22 protein-coding genes and 1 tRNA gene are annotated in these 19761 nt (G+C 72.1%); 5 read left to right on the top strand and 18 right to left on the bottom strand.

The window, feature by feature from the left end:
- The first annotated feature begins 16 nt into the window (after positions 1-16).
- Positions 17-544 (top strand): NUDIX hydrolase family protein, encoded by a 528-nt coding sequence (locus ACIF8S_RS32595; protein WP_024883714.1) that lies wholly within the window; start codon positions 17-19, stop codon positions 542-544.
- A gap of 57 nt (positions 545-601) precedes the next feature.
- Here ACIF8S_RS32595 and ACIF8S_RS32590 read toward each other — a convergent pair whose 3' ends face one another.
- Genes ACIF8S_RS32590 through ACIF8S_RS32575 form a run of 4 tightly spaced genes read right to left on the bottom strand, consistent with a single transcriptional unit; the run spans position 602 to position 4857 of the window.
- Positions 602-1780 (bottom strand): ABC transporter ATP-binding protein, encoded by a 1179-nt coding sequence (locus ACIF8S_RS32590; RefSeq protein ID WP_400004064.1) that lies wholly within the window; start codon positions 1778-1780, stop codon positions 602-604.
- 25 nt (positions 1781-1805) lie between these two features.
- Positions 1806-2639, bottom strand: a complete 834-nt coding sequence (locus ACIF8S_RS32585; protein WP_349794009.1) for a carbohydrate ABC transporter permease — start codon at positions 2637-2639, stop codon at positions 1806-1808.
- A complete protein-coding gene (locus tag ACIF8S_RS32580; protein ID WP_400004062.1) occupies positions 2639-3559 on the bottom strand; it encodes a carbohydrate ABC transporter permease in 921 nt (306 codons plus the stop codon). Before ACIF8S_RS32580 ends, ACIF8S_RS32585 begins: the two co-directional genes overlap by 1 nt.
- Positions 3560-3564: 5 nt before the next feature.
- Entirely contained in the window at positions 3565-4857 is a 1293-nt protein-coding gene (locus ACIF8S_RS32575; RefSeq protein WP_400004060.1) for an ABC transporter substrate-binding protein, read from the bottom strand.
- Between the two features lie 196 nt (positions 4858-5053).
- Between ACIF8S_RS32575 and ACIF8S_RS32570 the strand changes: the two genes are divergently transcribed.
- Positions 5054-5659: a dihydrofolate reductase family protein gene (locus ACIF8S_RS32570; protein WP_400004058.1), complete on the top strand. Its 606-nt coding sequence runs from the start codon at positions 5054-5056 to the stop codon at positions 5657-5659.
- A gap of 95 nt (positions 5660-5754) precedes the next feature.
- Here ACIF8S_RS32570 and ACIF8S_RS32565 read toward each other — a convergent pair.
- Positions 5755-5828: transfer RNA gene (locus ACIF8S_RS32565), tRNA-Pro, on the bottom strand.
- A 148-nt stretch (positions 5829-5976) separates the two neighbouring features.
- Here ACIF8S_RS32565 and ACIF8S_RS32560 point away from each other — a divergent pair.
- Positions 5977-6684 carry a transketolase gene (locus ACIF8S_RS32560; protein ID WP_400004056.1) on the top strand — a complete coding sequence of 236 codons (708 nt, stop codon included), beginning with the start codon at positions 5977-5979 and terminating at the stop codon, positions 6682-6684.
- 51 nt (positions 6685-6735) lie between these two features.
- A complete protein-coding gene (locus ACIF8S_RS32555) occupies positions 6736-7653 on the top strand; it encodes a transketolase family protein (RefSeq protein WP_400004054.1) in 918 nt (305 codons plus the stop codon).
- Between the two features lie 179 nt (positions 7654-7832).
- On the opposite strand, the gene ACIF8S_RS32550 is transcribed toward ACIF8S_RS32555, so the two are convergent.
- The 4 genes from ACIF8S_RS32550 to ACIF8S_RS32535 are packed head-to-tail and all read right to left on the bottom strand — an operon-like array spanning position 7833 to position 10226.
- Complete coding sequence (locus ACIF8S_RS32550) at positions 7833-8192, bottom strand: MmcQ/YjbR family DNA-binding protein (protein WP_400004052.1); 360 nt, start codon at positions 8190-8192, stop codon at positions 7833-7835.
- A 30-nt stretch (positions 8193-8222) separates the two neighbouring features.
- Positions 8223-8810, bottom strand: a complete 588-nt coding sequence (locus ACIF8S_RS32545; RefSeq protein WP_400004105.1) for a GNAT family N-acetyltransferase — start codon at positions 8808-8810, stop codon at positions 8223-8225.
- 35 nt (positions 8811-8845) lie between these two features.
- Complete coding sequence (locus ACIF8S_RS32540; protein WP_400004050.1) at positions 8846-9427, bottom strand: helix-turn-helix domain-containing protein; 582 nt, start codon at positions 9425-9427, stop codon at positions 8846-8848.
- Between the two features lie 40 nt (positions 9428-9467).
- Positions 9468-10226: an SDR family NAD(P)-dependent oxidoreductase gene (locus tag ACIF8S_RS32535; RefSeq protein WP_400004048.1), complete on the bottom strand. Its 759-nt coding sequence runs from the start codon at positions 10224-10226 to the stop codon at positions 9468-9470.
- A 147-nt stretch (positions 10227-10373) separates the two neighbouring features.
- Between ACIF8S_RS32535 and ACIF8S_RS32530 the strand changes: the two genes are divergently transcribed.
- Positions 10374-11027 carry a TetR/AcrR family transcriptional regulator gene (locus tag ACIF8S_RS32530; RefSeq protein ID WP_400004046.1) on the top strand — a complete coding sequence of 218 codons (654 nt, stop codon included), beginning with the start codon at positions 10374-10376 and terminating at the stop codon, positions 11025-11027.
- A 52-nt stretch (positions 11028-11079) separates the two neighbouring features.
- Here the strand turns inward: ACIF8S_RS32530 and ACIF8S_RS32525 are convergent, their stop codons facing one another.
- From ACIF8S_RS32525 to ACIF8S_RS32485, 9 genes are all read right to left on the bottom strand, one after another.
- Entirely contained in the window at positions 11080-11985 is a 906-nt protein-coding gene (locus ACIF8S_RS32525) for a LysR family transcriptional regulator (protein WP_400004044.1), read from the bottom strand.
- Between the two features lie 36 nt (positions 11986-12021).
- Positions 12022-13221 (bottom strand): glycine C-acetyltransferase, encoded by a 1200-nt coding sequence (locus ACIF8S_RS32520; RefSeq protein ID WP_400004041.1) that lies wholly within the window; start codon positions 13219-13221, stop codon positions 12022-12024.
- Positions 13222-13249: 28 nt separating this feature from the next.
- Positions 13250-14281 carry an L-threonine 3-dehydrogenase gene (tdh, locus tag ACIF8S_RS32515; protein WP_145824932.1) on the bottom strand — a complete coding sequence of 344 codons (1032 nt, stop codon included), beginning with the start codon at positions 14279-14281 and terminating at the stop codon, positions 13250-13252.
- Between the two features lie 183 nt (positions 14282-14464).
- A complete protein-coding gene (locus ACIF8S_RS32510; protein WP_400004039.1) occupies positions 14465-15040 on the bottom strand; it encodes a GAF domain-containing protein in 576 nt (191 codons plus the stop codon).
- Between the two features lie 60 nt (positions 15041-15100).
- Positions 15101-15730, bottom strand: a complete 630-nt coding sequence (locus ACIF8S_RS32505) for a GTP-binding protein (protein ID WP_400004038.1) — start codon at positions 15728-15730, stop codon at positions 15101-15103.
- Entirely contained in the window at positions 15708-16079 is a 372-nt protein-coding gene (locus ACIF8S_RS32500) for a DUF742 domain-containing protein (RefSeq protein WP_145825029.1), read from the bottom strand. Before ACIF8S_RS32500 ends, ACIF8S_RS32505 begins: the two co-directional genes overlap by 23 nt.
- 2 nt (positions 16080-16081) lie before the next feature.
- A complete protein-coding gene (locus tag ACIF8S_RS32495; RefSeq protein ID WP_400004036.1) occupies positions 16082-16516 on the bottom strand; it encodes a roadblock/LC7 domain-containing protein in 435 nt (144 codons plus the stop codon).
- A gap of 50 nt (positions 16517-16566) precedes the next feature.
- Positions 16567-18489 carry an ATP-binding protein gene (locus ACIF8S_RS32490; protein WP_400004034.1) on the bottom strand — a complete coding sequence of 641 codons (1923 nt, stop codon included), beginning with the start codon at positions 18487-18489 and terminating at the stop codon, positions 16567-16569.
- 564 nt (positions 18490-19053) lie between these two features.
- Positions 19054-19725 carry a GntR family transcriptional regulator gene (locus ACIF8S_RS32485; protein WP_400004032.1) on the bottom strand — a complete coding sequence of 224 codons (672 nt, stop codon included), beginning with the start codon at positions 19723-19725 and terminating at the stop codon, positions 19054-19056.
- Positions 19726-19761 lie beyond the last annotated feature (36 nt).

Raw genomic sequence — 19761 nt, 5'->3', positions numbered from 1 at the left:
TCAAGCAATGTCTGACATGACCGAGACCACGCCGGGCTGGCTGTCCTCCGACGACCTGGAGATGGCACGCGCCCAGATGCCGATCCTGTACGTCGAGGCCGTCCCCGTGCGCGTGGACGACAGCGGTGAAGTCACCAGCATCGGGCTGCTTCTGCGCATCGGACCCGACGGGACGGTCAGCCGCTCCCTGGTCTCCGGCCGGGTGCTGCACCACGAGCGCGTCCGGGACGCCCTGCTGCGTCATCTGGAGAAGGACCTCGGCCCGGTGGCGCTGCCCCGCGTCCCGGCGTCGCTGCAGCCGTTCACGGTCGCGGAGTACTTCCCCACCCAGGGCATCACCCCGTTCCACGACCCGCGGCAGCACGCGGTGTCGCTGGCGTACATCGTGCCGGTGACCGGTGACTGCCGGCCCCGGCAGGACGCCCTGGACCTGGTGTGGTTCACCCCGCAGGAAGCCGTGTCGCGGGCCGTGCAGAGCGAGATGCCCGGCGGGCACGGAGTGCTGCTGAAGCAGGCGCTGGCACACGCGGGCTGCGTGATCTGACCCGCGTACCCGTCCGGGCCGCTCCGCGCGGGTGCGGCCCGGACGACGCCCGCGCGGTCAGCTCTCCGGGTGGGTCAGGTTGGTGCCGTTCGACGGGTCGAAGACGTGTGCCTTGCCCAGGTCCACCCGCAGGTCGACGGGCGCGCCCTCGCGGGCGCGGGTGGCCGCGTCCAGCCGGGCCACGATCTGCTGGGCCGCCCCGGCGCCGGTGTCCTTCAGGCCGGAGTCCGAGGCCAGTTCCTCCAGTTCGGCGGTGCTCACCGGGCCGCCCTCGGCGCTGAAGTAGACGTACGCGTCGGAGCCCAGCGACTCCAGCACGTCCACGGTGACGGTGACGAGGGGGCCGCCGGTGTCGCGGGCCAGGCTCGCGTCCTCGAACGCCTCGGGCCGCAGCCCGACGATGACGTCGCGGGGCGCGTCCCGGCGTTCCAGCTCCCGGCGCATCCGGTCGTCCAGCGGCAGGTCGCCGAGCGGCGTGTGCAGGGTGTCCGTGGTCAGGGACGCCTGGACGAAGTTCATCGACGGGGAGCCGATGAAGCCCGCGACGAACAGGTTGCGTGGCATGTCGTACAGCTCGGCGGGGGTGCCGACCTGCTGGACCAGGCCCTGGCGCATCACGACGACCCGGTCGCCGAGGGTCATGGCCTCGGTCTGGTCGTGGGTGACGTACACGGTGGTGGTGCCCAGGCGGCGCTGCAGCCGGGAGATCTGGGTGCGCATCTGCACGCGCAGCTTGGCGTCCAGGTTGGACAGCGGTTCGTCCATGAGGAACGCCTTGGGGTCGCGCACGATGGCCCGTCCCATGGCGACCCGCTGGCGCTGTCCGCCGGAGAGGTTGGCCGGCTTGCGGTCCAGGAAGTCGACGAGGTCGAGCACCCGGGCGGCCTCCTCGACCTTGCCGTCGATGGTCGCCTTGTCCACCTTCGCCAGCCGCAGCGGGAAGCCCATGTTCTCCCGCACGCTCATGTGCGGGTACAGGGCGTAGCTCTGGAAGACCATGGCCACGTCCCGTTCCTTCGGCGCGAGGTCGTTGACGACCCGTCCGCCGATGCGCAGGGTGCCCTCGGTGATGTCCTCCAGGCCCGCGATCATGTTCAGGGTGGTCGACTTGCCGCAGCCGGAGGGGCCGACCAGGATCACGAACTCGCCGTCGGCGATGTCGAGGTCCACGTCCCGCACGGCGAGGGATCCGTCGGGATAGCGCTTGGTGACTCCCTCGAGGACGATCTCGGCCATGGGTGCTGCCTCCTTGCCTTCGGGCTCATCCCTTGACCGCGCCGGAGGTGAGGCCGGCGACGATCCGCCGCTGGAAGAGCAGGACGAAGATGATGATCGGGACGGTGATCACCACGGCGGCCGCGGCGATCGATCCGGTGGGTTGCTGGAACTGCGAGCTGCCGGTGAAGAACGCGATCGCGGCGGGCACCGTACGCGCGGACTCGGTGGAGGTCAGCGAGATCGCGAAGAGGAAGTCGTTCCAGCAGAAGATGAACACGAGGATGGCAGTGGTGAACACGCCTGGCGCGGCCAGCGGCACGATGACCAGCCGGAACGCCTGCGCGGGCGAGGCCCCGTCCACCTTGGCGGCCTTCTCCAGATCCCAGGGGATCTCCCGGAAGAACGCCGACAGGGTGTAGATCGCCAGCGGCAGCGAGAAGGTCATGTACGGGATGATCAGACCGGGCCAGGTGTCGAAGATGCCGATGCTGCGTTCGATGTTGAACAGCGGCGACACCAGGGAGATCGGCGGGAACATCGCGATCAGCAGCGACATCCCGATGAGTACCTGCTTGCCGGGGAAGCGCAGCCGGGCCACCGCGTAGGCGGCCATGGTGCCCAGGACCACCGCGATCGCGGTGGCGATGAGCGCGATGCCGATGGAGTTGATCAGGGCCCGGGTGAACTCGGAGGTCTGGAAGATGCCCCGGTAGTTCTCCCAGGTCCAGTCGGTGGGGATGTAGTTGCCGTCGGTGAGGGTGCTGGGCGCCTTGAACGACAGTGCGACGATCCACCACACCGGGAACAGGGCGTACAGCACCACCACGACGTTGACGACGCCCCATCGCGTCGCGTGCGACCTGCCGGCGGCGGCCATCAGCGCTTCACCTCCGCGCCCGGAGCGGCGGCGCCGAACAGCTTGACGAACGTGAAGGCGATGATCCCGACGCAGATGAAGATCAGGACCGAGATCGCCGACCCGATGCCCAGGTTCAGCGCGGTGAACAGGTTGTCGTAGCCGAGGATGGACAGGGATCCGGTGCCGTGGGCGCCCGCGGTGAGGATGTAGATGTTGTCGAAGATCCGGAAGGCGTCCAGGGTGCGGAACAGCAGGGCGACCAGGATCGCCGGTTTCATCAGCGGCAGCATGACCTTGACGAACCGCTGCCAGGGGGTGGCGCCGTCGACCATCGCGGCTCTCAGGGTCTCTTCGGGAACCAGGGCGAGGCCGGCGAGCAGCAGCAGCGCCATGAACGGGGTGGTCTTCCACACCTCGGCCAGGATGATCAGCCACAGCGCGGGCCACTGCTCGGTGAGCGGAGCCTCCCCGCTGGGCAACAGCCCGGCGAGGTAGCCGAGTTCGGGGGTCCAGGCGTACTGCCAGGAGAAGGCGGCGACGACGGTGACGATGCCGTACGGGATGAGGACGGCGGTGCGGACCGTGCCGCGCGCGAAGAGCGTGCGGTGCATCACCAGGGCGAGGCCCATGCCGAGGACCAGTTCGATGGCCACGGACACGACGGTGAGGAACAGCGTGACCCAGAAGGCGTCCCACCAGAACGGGGAGGTCAGCACGGCTCCGTAGTTGCTGAGGCCGGTGAACTCGGCGCGATTGGGGAACCGCAGGTCGTAGCGCTGGAGGGACAGGTAGACCGCGTAGCCGATCGGGTAGGCGGTCACGGCGACCATGACGAGGACGGCCGGCGCGCACAGCAGCCAGCCCAGCCGGCGTTCCTGCCGGGCGCCCGCCGACAGTGCCTTCTTCGCCTTCGCCTCGTCCTTCGCCGGCTCTGCCATGGTGCTCACGGGATCACGCCCTCGGATCGCAGGGCCTCGTCGATCTGTTCCCTGATGGTGGAGACGTCGCTCTCCGGCTGGATGTCGGAGGGCGGGGACAGGGTGTGCGAGACGGCGATCGACACGTTCTGGTAGGCGGGGGTGAGCGGCCGTACGCTCGCCGACTCCAGGGAGGTCAGGACCTCCTTGGAGAAGGGGTACTGCTTCATGAACTCCGGCTCGTCGTACAGGGAGCGCAGGGTGGGGGGCAGTCCGCCCTCGAGCGCCGCGGTGAGCTGGTTCTCCCGGTCCCGCAGGCACAGGGCCGCGTCGAAGGCCAGGTCGGGGTGGCGGGAGAAGGCGCTGACGGCGAGGTCGATGCCGCCGATGGTGGGCCGGGATGGGCGGTCGGCGTCCACGCGGGGGTAGACCGCCCAGCGGAAGTCCTTGAAGAGCTTCGGGTTGTTGCTCCTCATCGACGGATAGACGAACGGGTAGTTGATCTCGAAGGCGGCGACTCCCGACTCCATGGCGAGCCGGTTCTGGTCCTCCATCTGGTTGGGCAGGGAGGGGTCGGCGGCCGGGGAGCGGGCGAGGTCCCGCATGATCGAGGCGGCCCGGACGGCGGGCGGGCCGAGGGACGGCTCGGTGACGCTGGGGTTGAGGATGGAGCCGCCCGCGCTGTTGACCAGGGAGTTGAACCAGACGGTGAGGCCCTCGTACTGGGCGCCCTGGATCTCGACGTAGTGCGGTTTGCCCTGCCGGGCCAGGTCGCGGGACATGTCCAGCATCTCGGCCCAGGTGGTGGGCGGCTTCGGCACGAGGTCCCTGCGGTACCAGAGCAGCTGGATGTTGGTGTTGTACGGGACGGCGAAGAGCTTGCCCTTCCAGGTCGCCGTCTGGATCGGTACGTCGAGGGTGCCCTCGGTGGCCCGGCGCTTGTTCTCACCGGTCCACTCCTTGATCCAGCGCGCCTCGGCGAACTCGGCGGCCCAGGTGACGTCCAGGCCGAGGATGTCGAGGGAGTCGTCCTCGGCGGCGAGCCGGCGCACCATCTGCTGGCGCTGGCCGTCGGCCGCGCGGGGCAGCTTGTTGTAGACGATCCGGTAGCGGCCGCCGGACTCCCGGCTGCACCGGTCGGCGGCCTGCTGGAGGGCGCCGGAGTCGTCGGGGAAGTTGTACCAGTTGAGGGTGGGGCGGGAGCCGTCGTCGTCCCCGCCGCAGGCGGCGAGCGTGGACGCCAGCAGGGTGAGTGCGAGCAGCGCCCGCGTGCGTCGCGGCCTTCTGTGACGTCCGCACCTCGCGTGCACGCGCTTCACACCTCGCTCCCGGGCCGGCGGCGCGGGCGTCGTGACCCGCGGCGATGTCTCCCCGCCGGAACGTTAGGCAGTCATGAATGCGACATCAAGGACATACGCGAACGATTATTCAGACGTCGGGGCCGATGAGTTCGCGGCTCCGGGCCGGTCGTAGCTCGTGACACACACCAAGAGTCCGTAAGGAAGGGACAGCGCCATGTCGGAGCTTCTCGTCGATTTCATCACCTCGCTCGACGGCTACGCGTCGGGAGAGGGGTGGCCCGGGTTCTGGGGCCTGGAGGGTCCGGAGTACCTCGCCTGGCTCGGCGAGCAGCCCGAGGTCACCTATCTGATGGGAGCGAACACCTACCGTCTGATGTCGGGCTTCGCCGCGGGCAAGGTGCCGGCCGGCCAGGACGAGTTCAGGCCCGAGGAGGAGGAGTCCGTCGACGAGCTCACGCAAGCGCCCAAGGTGGTGTTCTCCTCCAAGCTGGAGGAGCCGCTGGAGTGGGCGAACTGCACGCTCGTCCGCGACGACGCCGTCGAGGCCGTCCGCGCGCTGAAGGCGAACGGTTCGGGGCTCCTCAGCACGATCGGAAGCCTCAGCCTGAGCCGGTCCCTGCTGCGGGCCGGGCTCGTCGACCGCTTCCGGGTCGTGATGTTCCCGGTGATCACCGGGGCCACGGGTGAGGAGCGCATCTACGACGGCTATCCGGACGTCGCCCTGGAGATGACCGAGCACCGCACCTTCGACGGCCGCATCCAGCTGGTCGAGTACAAGCCGCGGGTGCTGGAGCACCCGCCGCTCGGCACCCCCGCCTGACGCCGCCACGGCCTTCGGCGCACCGACGCGGAGCGCACAACGACGAGGGCCGGTTCGGATGCTCCGAACCGGCCCTCACCTACGACTCCGACGAGTCGGGACGACAGGATTTGAACCTGCGACCCCTTGACCCCCAGTCAAGTGCGCTACCAAGCTGCGCCACGTCCCGTTGCCCGTCTGACCTGGGGATTCCCCCGGCCGAACGCGCACGGAAACCATACCGCACTTGGGGCGGTGATCGCGCATCCGTTTCCCGGCGCCTCCGCCCGCGGGTGACACTTGACCTCAAGCAAGCTTGAGGTCGCACGATCGGTGGCATGACGATCACCGAGCAGCGCACACAGACGTACGGATACGCCGGTCTTCCGGGCCTGATGGGGCTGATGACCGGGGACGAGAAGCACGGGCCGGCGGCCACGTCGACGCTGGACGTGCTGTGGGTGCTCTACGACCGGGTGCTCCGCGTCGGTCCGGAGCGCGTGGACGACCCCGCACGGGACCGGTTCCTGCTGTCCAAGGGGCACGGGCCGATGGCGTACTACGCCGTCCTCGCCGCGAAGGGGTTCCTGCCGGTGGACTGGCTGCCCGGCTTCGGCTCGTACGACTCCCCGCTGGGCCACCATCCGGACCGGACGCTGGTGCCGGGGGCGGAGATCGGCAGCGGGTCGCTGGGGCACGGGCTGCCGATCGCGGTGGGCACTGCGCTGGGGCTGCGCGCCCAGGGCCTCGGTGAACCGGCGGTGTGGACGCTGATCGGGGACGCCGAGCTGGACGAGGGCAGCAACCACGAGGCGATCGCCTTCGCCGGCCCCGCCGGTCTGGACCGGCTGCACACGGTCGTGGTCGACAACTCCTCGGCGTCGTACGCCCGTCCGTGCGGGATCGCCGCACGCTTCGAGGCGGCCGGCTGGTCCGCCCGCACGGTCGACGGACGCGACCACGACGCGCTGTACTCCGCGTTCACCGCGCCGCACCCGGGGAGACCGCACGCGGTCGTGGCCCGGGTCGAGCCCAAGTTCGCGTGAGCCGTCCCCTCCCCCCCTCCCGTCACCCCGCTCAACGAAAGGACGATTCCCGTGGACAGCATGCGTGATCGTTTCGCCCCCGTCGTCACCCAGCTCCTCGACGAGGATCCGCGGGTCGCCGTGGTCCTCGCGGAGGTCGGCGCCGACCGCTTCACCGAGGCGCTGCGCCGGCACCCCGACCGGGTGGTCAACGTCGGCATCCGGGAGCAGTTGCTGGTCGGGGCGGCGGCCGGGATGGCGCTGACGGGACTGCGGCCCGTGGTGCACACCTTCGCCTCCTTCCTGGTCGAGCGGCCGTTCGAGCAGGTCAAGCTGGATCTCGGGCACCAGGGCGTGGGGGCGGTGCTGGTGAGCGCCGCGGCGTCCTTCGACTGGCCGGCCGGGGGCTACACGCACATGGCGCCGGGTGACGTGGCGCTGCTGGACACCCTGGACGGCTGGACCGTGCATGTGCCGGGCCATCCCGACGAGGCGGAGACACTGCTGCGGCACGCGGTGGCCGCCGGCGACGACAAGGTGTACGTGCGGCTGTCCCTGCAGTCCAACGCGGACGGGCTGTCCGTGGACGGGGAGCGGTTCCACACCGTCCGCGAGGGACGCGCCGGGGTGGTGGTCGCGGTGGGGCCGATGCTCGACGCGGTGCTCGCGGCGACGGAGGGCCTGGGCGTCACGGTGCTGTACGCCGCCACCGTCCGCCCCTTCGACGCGGCCGCGCTGCGTCGTGCCACCGCGACGGCGGGGACGGACGTGGTGCTGGTGGAGCCGTATCTGGCGGGAACCTCGACGGCCGCGGCGAACGACGCGCTGGCCGACGTGCCGCACCGGGTGCTGGGGCTGGGTGTGGGCCGGGCCGAGCTGCGGCGCTACGGGCAGTTCGAGGAGCATGTCGCGGCGCACGGTCTGGACGCGCGGTCGCTGCGCGAGCGGATCACCGCGTTCACGGCCGGAGCCGTGCCCGCCGGGGTCTGACCCCGCGCGCGACGGGAGAAGGCGCGGTGTGGCCACCGGGACCCCCCTCCGGCCCCGGCGGCCACCTGCGATCGGGATCTTGCCACGGGGCACTGACAACGGACGGGGCCGGCCGAAGCGGCAGCCGGTCCGCCGCGGACGGCATGGAAGGCCGGTCCGCGGCCGGGCGGCCCGGGACGTCAGCCTTCCGGCGGCAGCCCCAGCCGGGGGTGCGCCTCCAGCAGCCGGGTCGGGGCAGCCTGACGCCAGGAGTCGGCGAGGATGTCCCGCAGCTCGCCCTCGTCCTCCAGCGCGGCGAGGCGCACCCTGACCCACGCGAACATGGCCTCGTGGTCCGCGATCCAGAACTTCTCCGGCTCGGCGAGGGCCAGTTCGTCCCGCTCCTCCTTCGGGCAGCGCACGGCGATCGACGTCTCGTCCTCCGGCAGCGTGGCGAACATCTTCCCGGCGACCCGGAACGTGGGCATGTTCCAGGCGACCTTCTCCGTGGTGTCCGGAAGGGACAGGGCGATCCGTCGTACGTCTTCGGCATCCGGCATGGCAGGCACGGTAGCGGGTGGGACCGACAGTCACCGTTCGGTGTCTGCGCTCCCCTTCCCGGGGGCTGCGCCCCCGGGCCCCCGGGTGCGCAGTCCCCCGCGCCCCTGTGCGGCGTTGCCGGCCCGCGCCCCCGAAGGAGCGAGCCTCTTGTAGTAGATCGTCGTCGGGCGCAGCACCCCGCCCGGGTCCGTCGCGTAGTCCGGGATCGCGCCGACCTCGGTCCAGCCGGACGTGCGGTACAGGTGCTCGGCGGGGCTGCCGGTCTCGGTGTCCAGGTGCAGCAGGGTGATGCCCTGCCCGGCCGCCGCCTCCTCCGCCACGGTCAGCAGCCGCCGGGCGAGGCCCTTGCCGCGGGCGGAGCGGTGCACCATCAGTTTCACCAGTTCCGCGCGGTGCGCGCTGTTGGGCTTGTCGGCGGGCAGGGCGAGACTCACGGTGCCGAGCACCCGGCCGGGATCCTCGTACGCCGTCCACACGGCGAGCCGGCCGGCGGCGACGGCCGCGCACCGCTCCGCCCACCATGTCCTGGCGGCGGCACGGTCGAGCGACGCGAGGAAGCCGACGGAGGCGCCGCCGTCCACGGTGTCGGTCAGCAGCTCGGCCAGGGTGTCGGTCATGCCCAGCAGGCGGGCGGCGTCGGGGCGTTCGATGTTCACGGCCGCACCACCGCCAGTACGTAGCGCACGTCCTCGGGGCCGGGGCAGCGGAACCGGGTGGGTCCCCAGACCCGCAGGCGCAGGCAGTCGCCGTGGCCGAGGCGGTGTCCGGTGTCCCCGACGGTGACGGCGAGGGAGCCTTCGAGCACCCAGATGTGCTGTTCCAGGCCGGGCACCGGTGGCCGGTCGTAGGAGATGTCGGCGCCCGCGGTCAGGCGTCCCTCGACGAGTTCGCCGCGCAGTCCGGCGTGCGGCGGGGACACGGAGCGGCGGACGAAGCCGGAGGCGCGGTCCTGCCACACCGGCTGGTCGGCGGCGCGGACCACCGGCGCGGGTTCCGCCTCGATCTCGCTGAGCAGCTGGGACATGGTGCGGCCGTAGACCGCGCACAGCCGGTTCAGGAGGGAGGCGGTGGGGCTGGTCTCGGCCCGCTCGGCCCGGGACAGTGTGGACCGGCTGACGCCGCTGCGCTCTGCCAACTCCCCCAGGGACCAGCCGTGTTCGGCCCGGAGCTCGGACAGACGCGCACCGAGCCGGACGTCGACGGGGTCGGGGACGAGCCCCTGCTCCTGTTTCATATCCGGGACGATATCCCGAATGTGAACGACCGGGAAGACCTCAGAGGAGGGCGCCTCCGGAGACCTCGATCCGCTGGGCGGTGACCCAGCGCAGGCCGTCGGAGGCCAGGGTGGCGATGGCGTCGCCGATCTCCTCGGGTTCGCCGACGCGGCCGAGCGCGGTCTGCCCGGCCAGAACCTGTCGCATTCCGGCGTCGTCCCGCATCGCCCCACCGTTGAAGTCCGTGGCGGTCGGCCCCGGGGCGATGGAGTTGACCCGGATACCGCGCGGGCCGAGCTCTGCGGCGAGGGTGCGGCTCAGGGCTTCGACGGCGGCCTTCGAGGCGGAGTAGACCGAGGTGGCGGGGCTGGTGTGGCGGGTCAGCGACGTCGAGACGTTGATGACGTGACCTCCCTGGGCCAGCAGCGGCACGAGCGCCTGGGTGAGGAAGAACGTGCCCCGGACGTTGGTGCCCATCACCGTGTCGAAGTCGTCGGTCGTGACGCCCTCCAGCGGTCCGAAGATCCCCACCCCGGCGTTGTTGACCAGGATGTCGAACCGCGAAGCGCCCCAGCGCTCCAGCTGTCCGCCCAGTGTGGAGACGAAGGACGGGAAGGAGGGGACGTCGCCGATGTCGAGCCGGAGCACGGCGGCGGCCCCGCCCACCGCCCGCACCCGTTCCGCGGTCTTCTCCGCCCCCGCCACGTCACCACGGTGGGTGAGCACGACTCGCACTCCGCGTGCGGCCAGGGCGACGGCCGCGGCACGTCCGAGACCGCGATTCGCGCCGGTCACCAAAGCGATCCTGTCATTCGTCATGAACTGTCCCTCCACCGCGCGATCACCGGCTCACCCGGGCGTCGCGGATGCGATGCGAGTCACTCGACTCGCCTTCCGCTCATACCGTAGGCAGGGCCAATGAGGCGAGTCAAGTGACTCGCCTCGGGTCTACGGCATACTGTCCGCATGGCAGCAGAGCTCTCCGCACACCACCGCGGACTCGCCCGGCGGAAACGCGAGGCGATCATCACCGCGGCCACGGAACTGTTCCTGGACCGTGGCTACGACGGCACCTCGCTGGCCCGGATCGCCGAAGCGGCCGGGGTCTCGAAGTCCACGCTGTTCAAGCAGTTCCCGACCAAGGCGGCACTCTTCGAGGCCATCGTCAGCGAGTCCTGGCAGCGTGACGCCGACGACGCCGTCGCGCGGCCGCGAACAGGAGACCTGCGCTCCGGACTGACCGCCATCGGCCACCGCTATGCCGACCTGGTCGGCCGGCCCGGCATGGCAGCCCTGTTCCGGATCGTCATCGCCGAACTGCCTCGTTTCCCCGAACTGGGACGGATGCAGTTCCAGCTCGGCAAACTGCCCTATTTCACGTCCGTCCAGCACTACCTGGAAGCCGAGCACGAGGCGGGCAACGCCGAGGTCCCGGACGCCGAGAGCGCCGCGAACCAGTTCCTCGGCATGATCGCCAACTACGTCCTGTGGCCGCGCATGCTGCTGACCGACTGGAACCCCCCGGCCTCCGACGTCCACAACGCCGTCGAAGAGGCCGTCCGGACCATGCTCGCCAGATACGCCCCGGCCCGCCGGCCCGACCCGAAGCCGGAAGGCTGACAGCGGCGCTCCACGCGCGACACGCGTGTCGCCTCCGTCCGGCGAGAGCCTCTCAGGCGTCCTCGGCGGCGGCGCGGAGCGCGTCGAGGACCGGGCGGATCAGGGGGTGCCCCTCGGCGCCCCGGCGCACGGCGGCGAACACCCGGCGCGTGGGCGCCACCCCGTCGACCGGGCGGACGACCACGCCCGCGAGGTCCATGCCGCGCAGCGCCGAGCGGGGCACGAGGGCCACGCCCACGTCGGCCGAGGCGAGGGCGACAACCGCGCGGAAGTCGTCCGAGGAGTGTTCGAGCCGCGGCTGGAACCCGGCGTTCTCGCAGGCCAGCACGACCACGTCGTGGCACGGGTTGCCGGGGTACGGGCCGATCCAGGGGTCCTTGGCCAGCTCCGCGAGCGGCACCTCGGGACCGTCGGCCAGCCGGTGCGTGACGGGGACGACCGCGTCGAACGGCTCGGCGTACAGGGGGACGTGTGTCAGCCGCGGGTCGTCGGCGGCGGGCGCCCCCCGGTACTCGACCGCCACGGCGACGTCGACCTGCCGGTCCAGGACCATCGGCAGGCTGGCGTCGCCCTCGGCGTCCTGCACCCGGATGCGGATGCCGGGCGCCGACCGGGCGAGCCGGGCCACCGATGGGGCGACGACCTGCGCGATGCCGGTGGCGAAGGCGGCGACCGTGACGGTGCCGGCCGCTCCCGCCCCGTACGCGGCCAGCTCGGCCTCGGCGCGCTCCAGCTGGGCGAGGACCGCGTGGGTGTGGCTGAGCAGGATCTCCCCGGCCGGGGTGAGCCGTACGCCCTTGGCACCGCGCTCGACCAGGCGGTGGCCGGTCTCCTGCTCCAGGGTGGTGAGCTGCTGGGAGACGGCCGAGGGGGTGAGGTACAGCGCGGCGGCCGCCGCGGTGACCGTGCGGTGGTCCGCCACCGCACGGAGGATGTGGAGCCGCCGCGCTTCGATCATGCGACCGATTGTCTCAAATGCTGCGGTGCGCGACGGTCAGGCGTCGAGCTCCGCACGGGCCGCGACGAAGGCGTCGACGGCACGGTTCACGTCGTCCGTGGAGTGCGCCGCCGACAGCTGCACGCGGATGCGGGCCTGGCCCTGCGGCACCACCGGGTAGGAGAAGCCGATCACGTACACGCCCCGTTCCAGCAGCAGCTCCGCCATGCGTCCGGCGCGGGAGGCGTCACCGATCATCACCGGCGCGATGGCGTGGTCGCCGGGGAGGATGTCGAAGCCCTCCTCGGTCATCCGGCGGCGGAACAGGGCGGTGTTCTCGGCCAGGCGGACGCGCAGGTCGTCGGCCGACTCCAGCAGGTCCAGGACCTTCAGGGAGGCGGCGGCGATGACCGGGGCGAGCGTGTTGGAGAACAGGTACGGGCGGGACCGCTGGCGCAGCAGGGCGACGATCTCGGCGCGGGCGGCGACGTAGCCGCCGGAGGCGCCGCCGAGGGCCTTGCCGAGCGTGCCGGTGATGATGTCGACGCGGTCCATCACGCCGTGCAGCTCGGGGGTGCCGCGCCCGCCGGGGCCGACGAAGCCGACGGCGTGCGAGTCGTCGACCATGACCATGGCGCCGTGCCGGTCGGCGAGGTCGCAGATGTCGTCCAGCGGGGCGACGTAGCCGTCCATGGAGAAGACGCCGTCGGTGACGATGAGCTTCCGGCGGGCGCCGCCCTCGGCGGCCTCCTTCAGCTGGCGCTCCAGGTCGGCCATGTCACGGTTGGCGTAGCGGAAGCGGCGCGCCTTGGAGAGCCGGATGCCGTCGATGATCGACGCGTGGTTCAACGCGTCGGAGATGACCGCGTCCTCCGGGCCGAGCAGCGTCTCGAAGACACCGCCGTTGGCGTCGAAGCAGGAGGAGTAGAGGATCGTGTCCTCCTGGCCGAGGAACGCCGACAGACGCGCCTCCAGTACCTTGTGCACCTCCTGGGTGCCGCAGATGAAGCGGACGGACGCCATGCCGTAGCCCCAGCGGTCCAGCGCCTCGTGGGCGGCGGCGATCACCTCGGGGTGGTCGGCGAGGCCGAGGTAGTTGTTGGCGCAGAAGTTGAGGACCTCGCCGGGGCGGCCGCCGGCGGTGACGTTCACGGTCGCGGACTGCGGGGTGCCGATGACGCGCTCGGGCTTGTGCAGGCCGGCGGCGCGGATCTCGTCGAGGGTGGCGCGCAGGTCGTCGCGCACGGAGTCGAACATCTCAGAAGCTCCTTGGAAGGCAGATGACTTACGCGGTCCAGTCGAGGATGACCTTGCCGCCCTTGCCGCCGGCGGCGTCCTCGAAGGCGGCCTCGAAGTCGCGGTGGGAGTAACGGCCGGTGATCACGGGGGCGAGGTCGAGTCCGCCCTCCAGCAGCACCGACATGGCGTACCAGGTCTCGAACATCTCGCGGCCGTAGATGCCCTTGATGGTGATCATCGAGGTGACGACGCGGGCCCAGTCGACCGGGAACTCCTCGGCGGGCAGGCCGAGCATGGCGATGCGGCCGCCGTGCGTCATGTTGGCGATCATGTCGCGCATCGCCTCGGGGCGGCCGGACATCTCCAGGCCGATGTCGAAGCCCTCGCGCAGGCCGAGGGTGTGCTGCCCGTCGGCGATCGTCGACTCGGACACGTTCAGCGCCAGGGTCGCGCCGATCTTGCGGGCGAGCTCCAGGCGTTCCTCGCTGACGTCGGTGATGACGACGTTGCGCGCGCCCGCGTGACGGGCCACGGCGGCGGCCATCAGACCGATCGGTCCGGCGCCGGTGATCAGGACGTCCTCGCCGACCAGCGGGAAGGACAGCGCGGTGTGCACGGCGTTGCCGAACGGGTCGAAGATCGCGGCGACGTCGAGGTCGACGGGGACGCGGTGCACCCAGACGTTCGTCGCGGGGAGCACGACGTACTCGGCGAACGCGCCGTCGCGTCCCACGCCGAGGCCGACCGTGGCGCGGCACAGGTGACGTCGGCCGGCCAGGCAGTTGCGGCACTTGCCGCACACCAGGTGGCCCTCGCCGCTGACCCGGTCACCCGGCTTGATGTCGTCGGGGACGTCCCGGCCGGTCTCGACGACCTCACCGACGAACTCGTGCCCGAGGACCAGCGGGGTGTCGATCGTCTGCTGGGCCCAGCCGTCCCAGTTCCGGATGTGCAGGTCGGTGCCGCAGATACCGGTGCGCAGCACCTTGATCAGCACGTCGCCGGGTCCGACGGCGGGCTCCGGGACGTCCATGAGCCACAGCCCGGGCTCCGCCTTCTCCTTGACCAGCGCCTTCAACGCTACGGCTCCTGAGGGTGAGTCCCGGGTACGGGCATGCCGAAGCGGCCCGGTCCGGGAAGAGGAGTGGAATCGACTGCAATCTGCCGTACAACACCCTCACCGGTCCATCGAGGATTTCTTAAGCGCGGCCACAGCTTTGCTTCACGCGTCACCCGTCCGGGCCTGGGCGCGCGCCTCGCCTCACAGCGGCAGCCCGTCGCCCTCCCGGCGCTCCAGCCGTACGACGAGTTCGGCGGCCTGCGCCTTGATCGCGGCGAGGCCGGGCTGCCCCCAGCCGCGCGGCCGGATGTCGCTGACCGCGACGGTGCCCAGCACCATGCCGGTGCCGTCGATGAGCGGCGCCCCCATGTAGGAGCGGACGCCGAACTCGTCCACCACCGCGTTGCCCGCGAACCGCGGATAGTCGCCGACGTCCTCCAGCACCAGCGCCTTGCCACGCGCGATGACGTGCGGGCAGAAGCCGTGGTCGCGGGGAAGGGCCCGGCCCAGCAGGGCGCCGGTGCCGTCGCTGCGCAGGACCGGGGCGACGCCCGGGGTGTGCAGGCCCGCGAAGAACTGCCCGTGTTCCCCGGGGAAGTTGACCACGGCGTACGGCGCCCCGGTGAGCTCGGCGAGACCGCGGGCGAAGGCGTCGAGCTCGGGATCGGGGTGCTCCCCGAGGCCCAGCCGGCGCAGTCTGCGGGCGCGTTCCGGGGCCTGTCGGTCCTCCGGGGTGAGCAGCAGTCGACCGGCCGGGCGGGGCGGGTCGTAGCTCATGGGCGGGCTCCGGGGAGGTGGGCGTGGTTCATGGACGAGCTCCGTGACGGTGTGCGGGGATCACAGGGGGGCGCCGTACCCGGTGGGGGTGGCGGGGGTGTGGGCGATGAGGTGGCGGACGAGGGTCAGCAGGGTCTTCACGCCGGAGCTGGAGATGCGGGCGTCGCAGCAGACGACGGGCACCTCGTCCGGGAGGTCGAGGGCGGCCCGTACCTCCCCGGGGTCGTAGCGGAAGGCGCCGTCGAACTCGTTGACGGCGATGACGAACGCGAGGCCGCGCTGCTCGAAGAAGTCGACCGCCGCGAAGCACTCCTCCAGTCGCCGGGTGTCGGCGAGGATGACCGCGCCGAGGGCCCCCTCGCACAGCTCGTCCCACATGAACCAGAAGCGTTCCTGGCCTGGGGTGCCGAACAGGTACAGCACGTGTTCGGCGTCGAGAGTGATGCGGCCGAAGTCCATGGCCACGGTCGTCTCGACCTTGTTCTCGATGCCGTCGAGGTTGTCGGTGGCGGCGCTGACGGTGGTGAGCAGTTCCTCCGTGCTGAGCGGCGCGATCTCGCTGACCGCGCCCACGAAGGTGGTCTTGCCCACCCCGAACCCGCCCGCCACCAGGATCTTGAGGGCGGTCGGGAACAGGTCGTCGCCGTGCTCGGCGCCGTCGACCCGGTCAGAGCTGTCGTCGTAGTCCATCGAGCACTGCCTCCAGAAGGGCCCGGTCCGTCGGGTTGTGGTGGAACACGGGGGGTTTGTCGGTCAGCGCGCCGCAGTCGACGAGGTCCGCCAGCAGCACCTTGGTGACGGCCACTGGCAGACCGAGGTGGGCGGAGACCTCGGCGACCGGGACGGGTGCGCGGCACAGGTCCAGGGCCTGCGCGTGCTCGGGCCCGAGGTAGCCGAGGGGGGTGGCGCCGGTGGCCCGTACCTGTGACATGAGGTCGAGGGCGACGGTCGGACGGGTACGCCCGTTGCTGACCGTGAAGGGGCGTACCAGCCGGCCGGCCGCGTCGTCGAGCCACGGCCCGTCACCGGCCGCCTGCACGCTCAAGGCCTCATCGCCGGGGGCTCGAGGCCCTGCTGCCGGGGAGCGGTCATCAGGTACGGCCGGACGGACTTGACCAGCATCGCCATCTCGTAGCCGAGGACCGCCGCGTCGGCCTCTCGGCCGGCCATCACGGCGAGGCAGGTGCCGGAGCCGGCCGTGGTGACGAACAGCAGCGTCGAGTCGAGCTCGACGACGACCTGCCGGACGTCGCCGCCGTCGCCGAAGCGGATGCCGGCGCTGCGGCCGAGGGAGTACAGGCCGGAGGCGAGGGCTGCCATGTGGTCGGCGGCGTCCGGGTCGAGGCCGTGGACGGACTTCACCAGTCCGTCGCAGGACAGCAGGACGGCGCTGTGGGTGTGCGGCACGCGTTGCACAAGGCCGCTCATCAGCCAGTCGAGGTCGGATACCTGGGCGGTCGGCGCGTCGCTCGCCATGGTGGATCGACTCCTTGGGGTACGAAGGTCTGCGGGAGCGGTGGGGGTGGTCATCCGGCGGACGCGCTTCCGTCGTGCCGGGCGGTGTGGTCGGCGCGGGGTGCGGGCACGGCGGGCCGCGCGGGCGCGAGGGACTCCGCCTGGGACTCCGCGAGGCTGATGCCCCGTTGGAAGGCGGCCATCAGCTGGGGGTCGTGGCCGGGGACGTGGTCGCTGTCCTGCCGGGGCACGGGCCCGTCGCGCAGCTGGGGCGCGATGTGCTCCTGGGCGCGGCGGCGGGGCAGTTGGGGTCTGCCCATGGTGCCGCGGACCGGGGTGGCGCGCGGGACGAAGGGCATGGGCGGCGGGTCGCCCGCGGTGTCCTGCTCGCCGCGTCCGGTGGGGTGGACGCCGGGTACGGCCTCGGCGGGGGTGGGGCGTGCGGTGCGGGAGCCGCGCAGGGGCAGCGGTGGCGGTACGGCACCGTTGTCGGGGGACGCGGCCGGTGCGGGCCGCGCGAGCGGGGCCAGGGGGGTCGCGGAGGTGGGGGCCGGGGCGACGGCGTGTCCGGCGCCCGGTGCGGGTGCGTCCGCCAGGAGGTCCGCCGAGCTGCCGGACGACCTGTCCGCCGGGGTGTCCGGCGGGCCGGACAGGGCCTGCGTGTGACGGGCCGTGGGCATCGCGCCGGTGTCCGCCGGGGACAGCGGCGCGATGGCTCCCGGTGCGCCGGCGAGGGCGGCCGGTTCCCCGCCGAGCAGGGCCTGCGGCACGACCAGTACGGCCTGCACCCCGCCGTAGATGTTGGTCTGCAGCCGGACGTGGATGCCGTGCCGCCGGGCGAGCTGGGACACCACGAACAGGCCGATCCGGCCGTCGGCCAGCAGGCTGGCGACGTGCACCTGGTCCGGGTCGGTGAGCAGTGCGTTCATCCGGTCCTGCTCGCCGACGGGCATCCCGAGGCCCCGGTCCTCGACCTCGACGGCCAGTCCGGAGGTGACGAGGTTCGCCCGCAGCAGCACCTGGGTGTGCGGGGCGGAGAAGACCGTGGCGTTCTCCACGAGTTCGGCCAGCAGGTGGATGACGTCGGCGACCGCGTGCCCGCGCAGGGTGCCGTCGATCGGCGGGACGAGCTTGACCCGGGAGTACTGCTCGACCTCGGCGATCGCCGAGCGCAGCACCTCGGTCATGGGAACCGGGTTGCTCCACTGCCGGCGGGAGACGGCCCCGCCGAGCACGGCGAGGTTCTCGGCGTGGCGGCGGATGCGGGTGGCGAGGTGGTCGACATGGAAGAGCCCCTTGAGCAGGTCGGGGTCCTCCATCTCGTTCTCCAGCTCGTCGAGGATGGAGATCTCGCGGTGGACGAGGGACTGAAGACGCCGGGCGAGGTTGACGAACACCTCGAGCTTCTGTTCGCTGCCCGCCTGGCTGGAGAGCTGCGCGGCCTGCACGACGGCGGCCACGGCGCCGTCGTGGGCGCGGGCGAGGTCGGCCGCGAGCAGGTCGAACTCGTCGCCGTCGGCCGGCCGTTCCTCGCGCCGGCCGCGCGGGGGCGGCGGCTCGCCGTTGCGCAGGGTCTCGACAAGGGCGTGCAGGTCGGCCTCGCGCCGTGCGGTGCTCCGGCGCAGGGCGCCGACACGGTCGTGCACGGAGCGGGCGGCGCGCTCGGCGGCCACGGCGGCGATGACGATGCCGGCGAGGGCCACCGCGGTGGCACCGGCGAGCACGGCCCACAGGGAGGCGCCGGGCCGTACGCCGGTGGAGCGGACGGTGAACAGCACGGCGGCGCAGGCGCTCAGGGCCACCGCGACGGGCGGCAGTACGGCGAGCCGGAGGAGCTGGGACCGTATGTGCGTCTCGGGCAGGCCCGCGGTGGTGCGGGCGGGGGGCCGTCCGTGGCGTCCGCCCTCGCGGCGCTCCGGCCGTCCGGCCGGGCCGCCCCGGCGGGCGCCGGGTCCGGTGGACCGGGGGGCGCCGCGGTCGGGCGTGCGGGCCACGATCGTGGTGCCGGCCGCGCTCGGCGCGGCGGCGCCGCCGGTCCGGGTTCCGGACGGGCCGGGCGGGCCGGCCGGTCCCGGGTGTCGGAGCCCCTCGCCCCGTCGGCTCCCTCGTCCGCCTTGTGGCTGCACGTGCCGGTCCCCGCTCCCTGATCCCGATCCCTACGACGCGGCCCTCGGCGCGAGGCGTGCTGCGACATGATCCGTCGCGAGCCGTCACGCCGGGCGACCGACACTCACCGTAGTCGCCACCGCATCATGTGCGGTGGGCAGTTGACAAACTCGTGCGGACAGCATCGCGCTCTGGTATGAGGCGTCGTACGACAGACCGATAACCGTTCGACCGAATGCGTCGGGAGTGATCGCCCGGCGGTCAGTGCTGGTCAGAAGCGGTCGGCAAAACACCGGGAGCGCGGGAGCGCGAGCGGGGGGCGCCGGGAGGCGGACGTACGCCCCACGTGCGGCCACGGACGCCAGGGGGCCGCGGAGGACCGTGAGGCCACCGGCCAGAACATCACGCTCCGTAGTGACGGGCGGTCGCGTACAGGCCGGCGTCGACGCCCGTCAGCGGCGCGGCACCGGGGTCCGCGCGGCCGACGACCGGAGCTGTTCGATCACGTCGTCCAGGTGCGCGGCGGCCGCCCGCGCCGCCGCCTCGGGGTCGCCGCCGACCACCGCCTCGATGATCGCCAGGTGCTGCGGCAGCGACTGGGCGGGGCGCCCCGGCCGCAGGGCGAGCCGGAACTGGAAGCGGACCATCGGCCCGTTCAGCCGCTCGAGCTGACGCCGGGCCACCTCCTGGCCGCTGGCCTCGATCACCAGTTCGTGCAGCCGCTGATTGAGGGCGGAGTACGCGTCCCAGGCGCCGTCCGCGACGGCCTGCCGCATGTCCGCGCCGATCCGCTCCAGCTCGGCGCGCTGCCCCTCGTCGGCCCGGGTGGCCGCCCTGCGCGCGCAGAGCTGCTCCAGCGCCGACCGGCACTCGGTGATCTGCACGGCCTCCTCGACGGACACCGCCCGGATCCGCGCGCCGCGACGGGGGACGATCTCCACGATCTCCTCGGCCGCGAGGTCCTGCAGCGCCTCGCGGACGGCGCCGCGCGTGGTGCCGTAGGACTCGGCGAGCTCGAGTTCGACGAGCCGCTGCCCGGGCACCAGGTCCCCGGAGCGCAGGGCCTGCCTGATGGCGTTCGCCACATACTCGCGGCCGGCAGCGCCCGTAAGCTTGTCCGTCACTCCGTCGACCTCTTCCTCGTCTTCCGTCGTCCGTTC

The sequence above is a fragment of the Streptomyces sp. NPDC085937 genome (assembly GCF_044540535.1).
Lineage (GTDB): Bacteria > Actinomycetota > Actinomycetes > Streptomycetales > Streptomycetaceae > Streptomyces.
The sequence above is the reverse complement of the archived record's forward strand: the minus strand, read 5'-3'. Positions and strand labels throughout refer to the sequence as shown.

Coding starts and splice junctions, on each gene's coding strand:
- ACIF8S_RS32595 (WP_024883714.1), top strand. CDS start 17: ATGACCGAGACCACGCCGGGCTGGCTGTCCTCCGACGACCTGGAGATG.
- ACIF8S_RS32590 (WP_400004064.1), bottom strand. CDS start 1,780: ATGGCCGAGATCGTCCTCGAGGGAGTCACCAAGCGCTATCCCGACGGA.
- ACIF8S_RS32585 (WP_349794009.1), bottom strand. CDS start 2,639: ATGGCCGCCGCCGGCAGGTCGCACGCGACGCGATGGGGCGTCGTCAAC.
- ACIF8S_RS32580 (WP_400004062.1), bottom strand. CDS start 3,559: ATGGCAGAGCCGGCGAAGGACGAGGCGAAGGCGAAGAAGGCACTGTCG.
- ACIF8S_RS32570 (WP_400004058.1), top strand. CDS start 5,054: ATGTCGGAGCTTCTCGTCGATTTCATCACCTCGCTCGACGGCTACGCG.
- ACIF8S_RS32560 (WP_400004056.1), top strand. CDS start 5,977: ATGACGATCACCGAGCAGCGCACACAGACGTACGGATACGCCGGTCTT.
- ACIF8S_RS32550 (WP_400004052.1), bottom strand. CDS start 8,192: ATGCCGGATGCCGAAGACGTACGACGGATCGCCCTGTCCCTTCCGGAC.
- ACIF8S_RS32545 (WP_400004105.1), bottom strand. CDS start 8,810: ATGACCGACACCCTGGCCGAGCTGCTGACCGACACCGTGGACGGCGGC.
- ACIF8S_RS32540 (WP_400004050.1), bottom strand. CDS start 9,427: ATGAAACAGGAGCAGGGGCTCGTCCCCGACCCCGTCGACGTCCGGCTC.
- ACIF8S_RS32535 (WP_400004048.1), bottom strand. CDS start 10,226: ATGACGAATGACAGGATCGCTTTGGTGACCGGCGCGAATCGCGGTCTC.
- ACIF8S_RS32530 (WP_400004046.1), top strand. CDS start 10,374: ATGGCAGCAGAGCTCTCCGCACACCACCGCGGACTCGCCCGGCGGAAA.
- ACIF8S_RS32525 (WP_400004044.1), bottom strand. CDS start 11,985: ATGATCGAAGCGCGGCGGCTCCACATCCTCCGTGCGGTGGCGGACCAC.
- ACIF8S_RS32520 (WP_400004041.1), bottom strand. CDS start 13,221: ATGTTCGACTCCGTGCGCGACGACCTGCGCGCCACCCTCGACGAGATC.
- ACIF8S_RS32510 (WP_400004039.1), bottom strand. CDS start 15,040: ATGAGCTACGACCCGCCCCGCCCGGCCGGTCGACTGCTGCTCACCCCG.
- ACIF8S_RS32505 (WP_400004038.1), bottom strand. CDS start 15,730: ATGGACTACGACGACAGCTCTGACCGGGTCGACGGCGCCGAGCACGGC.
- ACIF8S_RS32495 (WP_400004036.1), bottom strand. CDS start 16,516: ATGGCGAGCGACGCGCCGACCGCCCAGGTATCCGACCTCGACTGGCTG.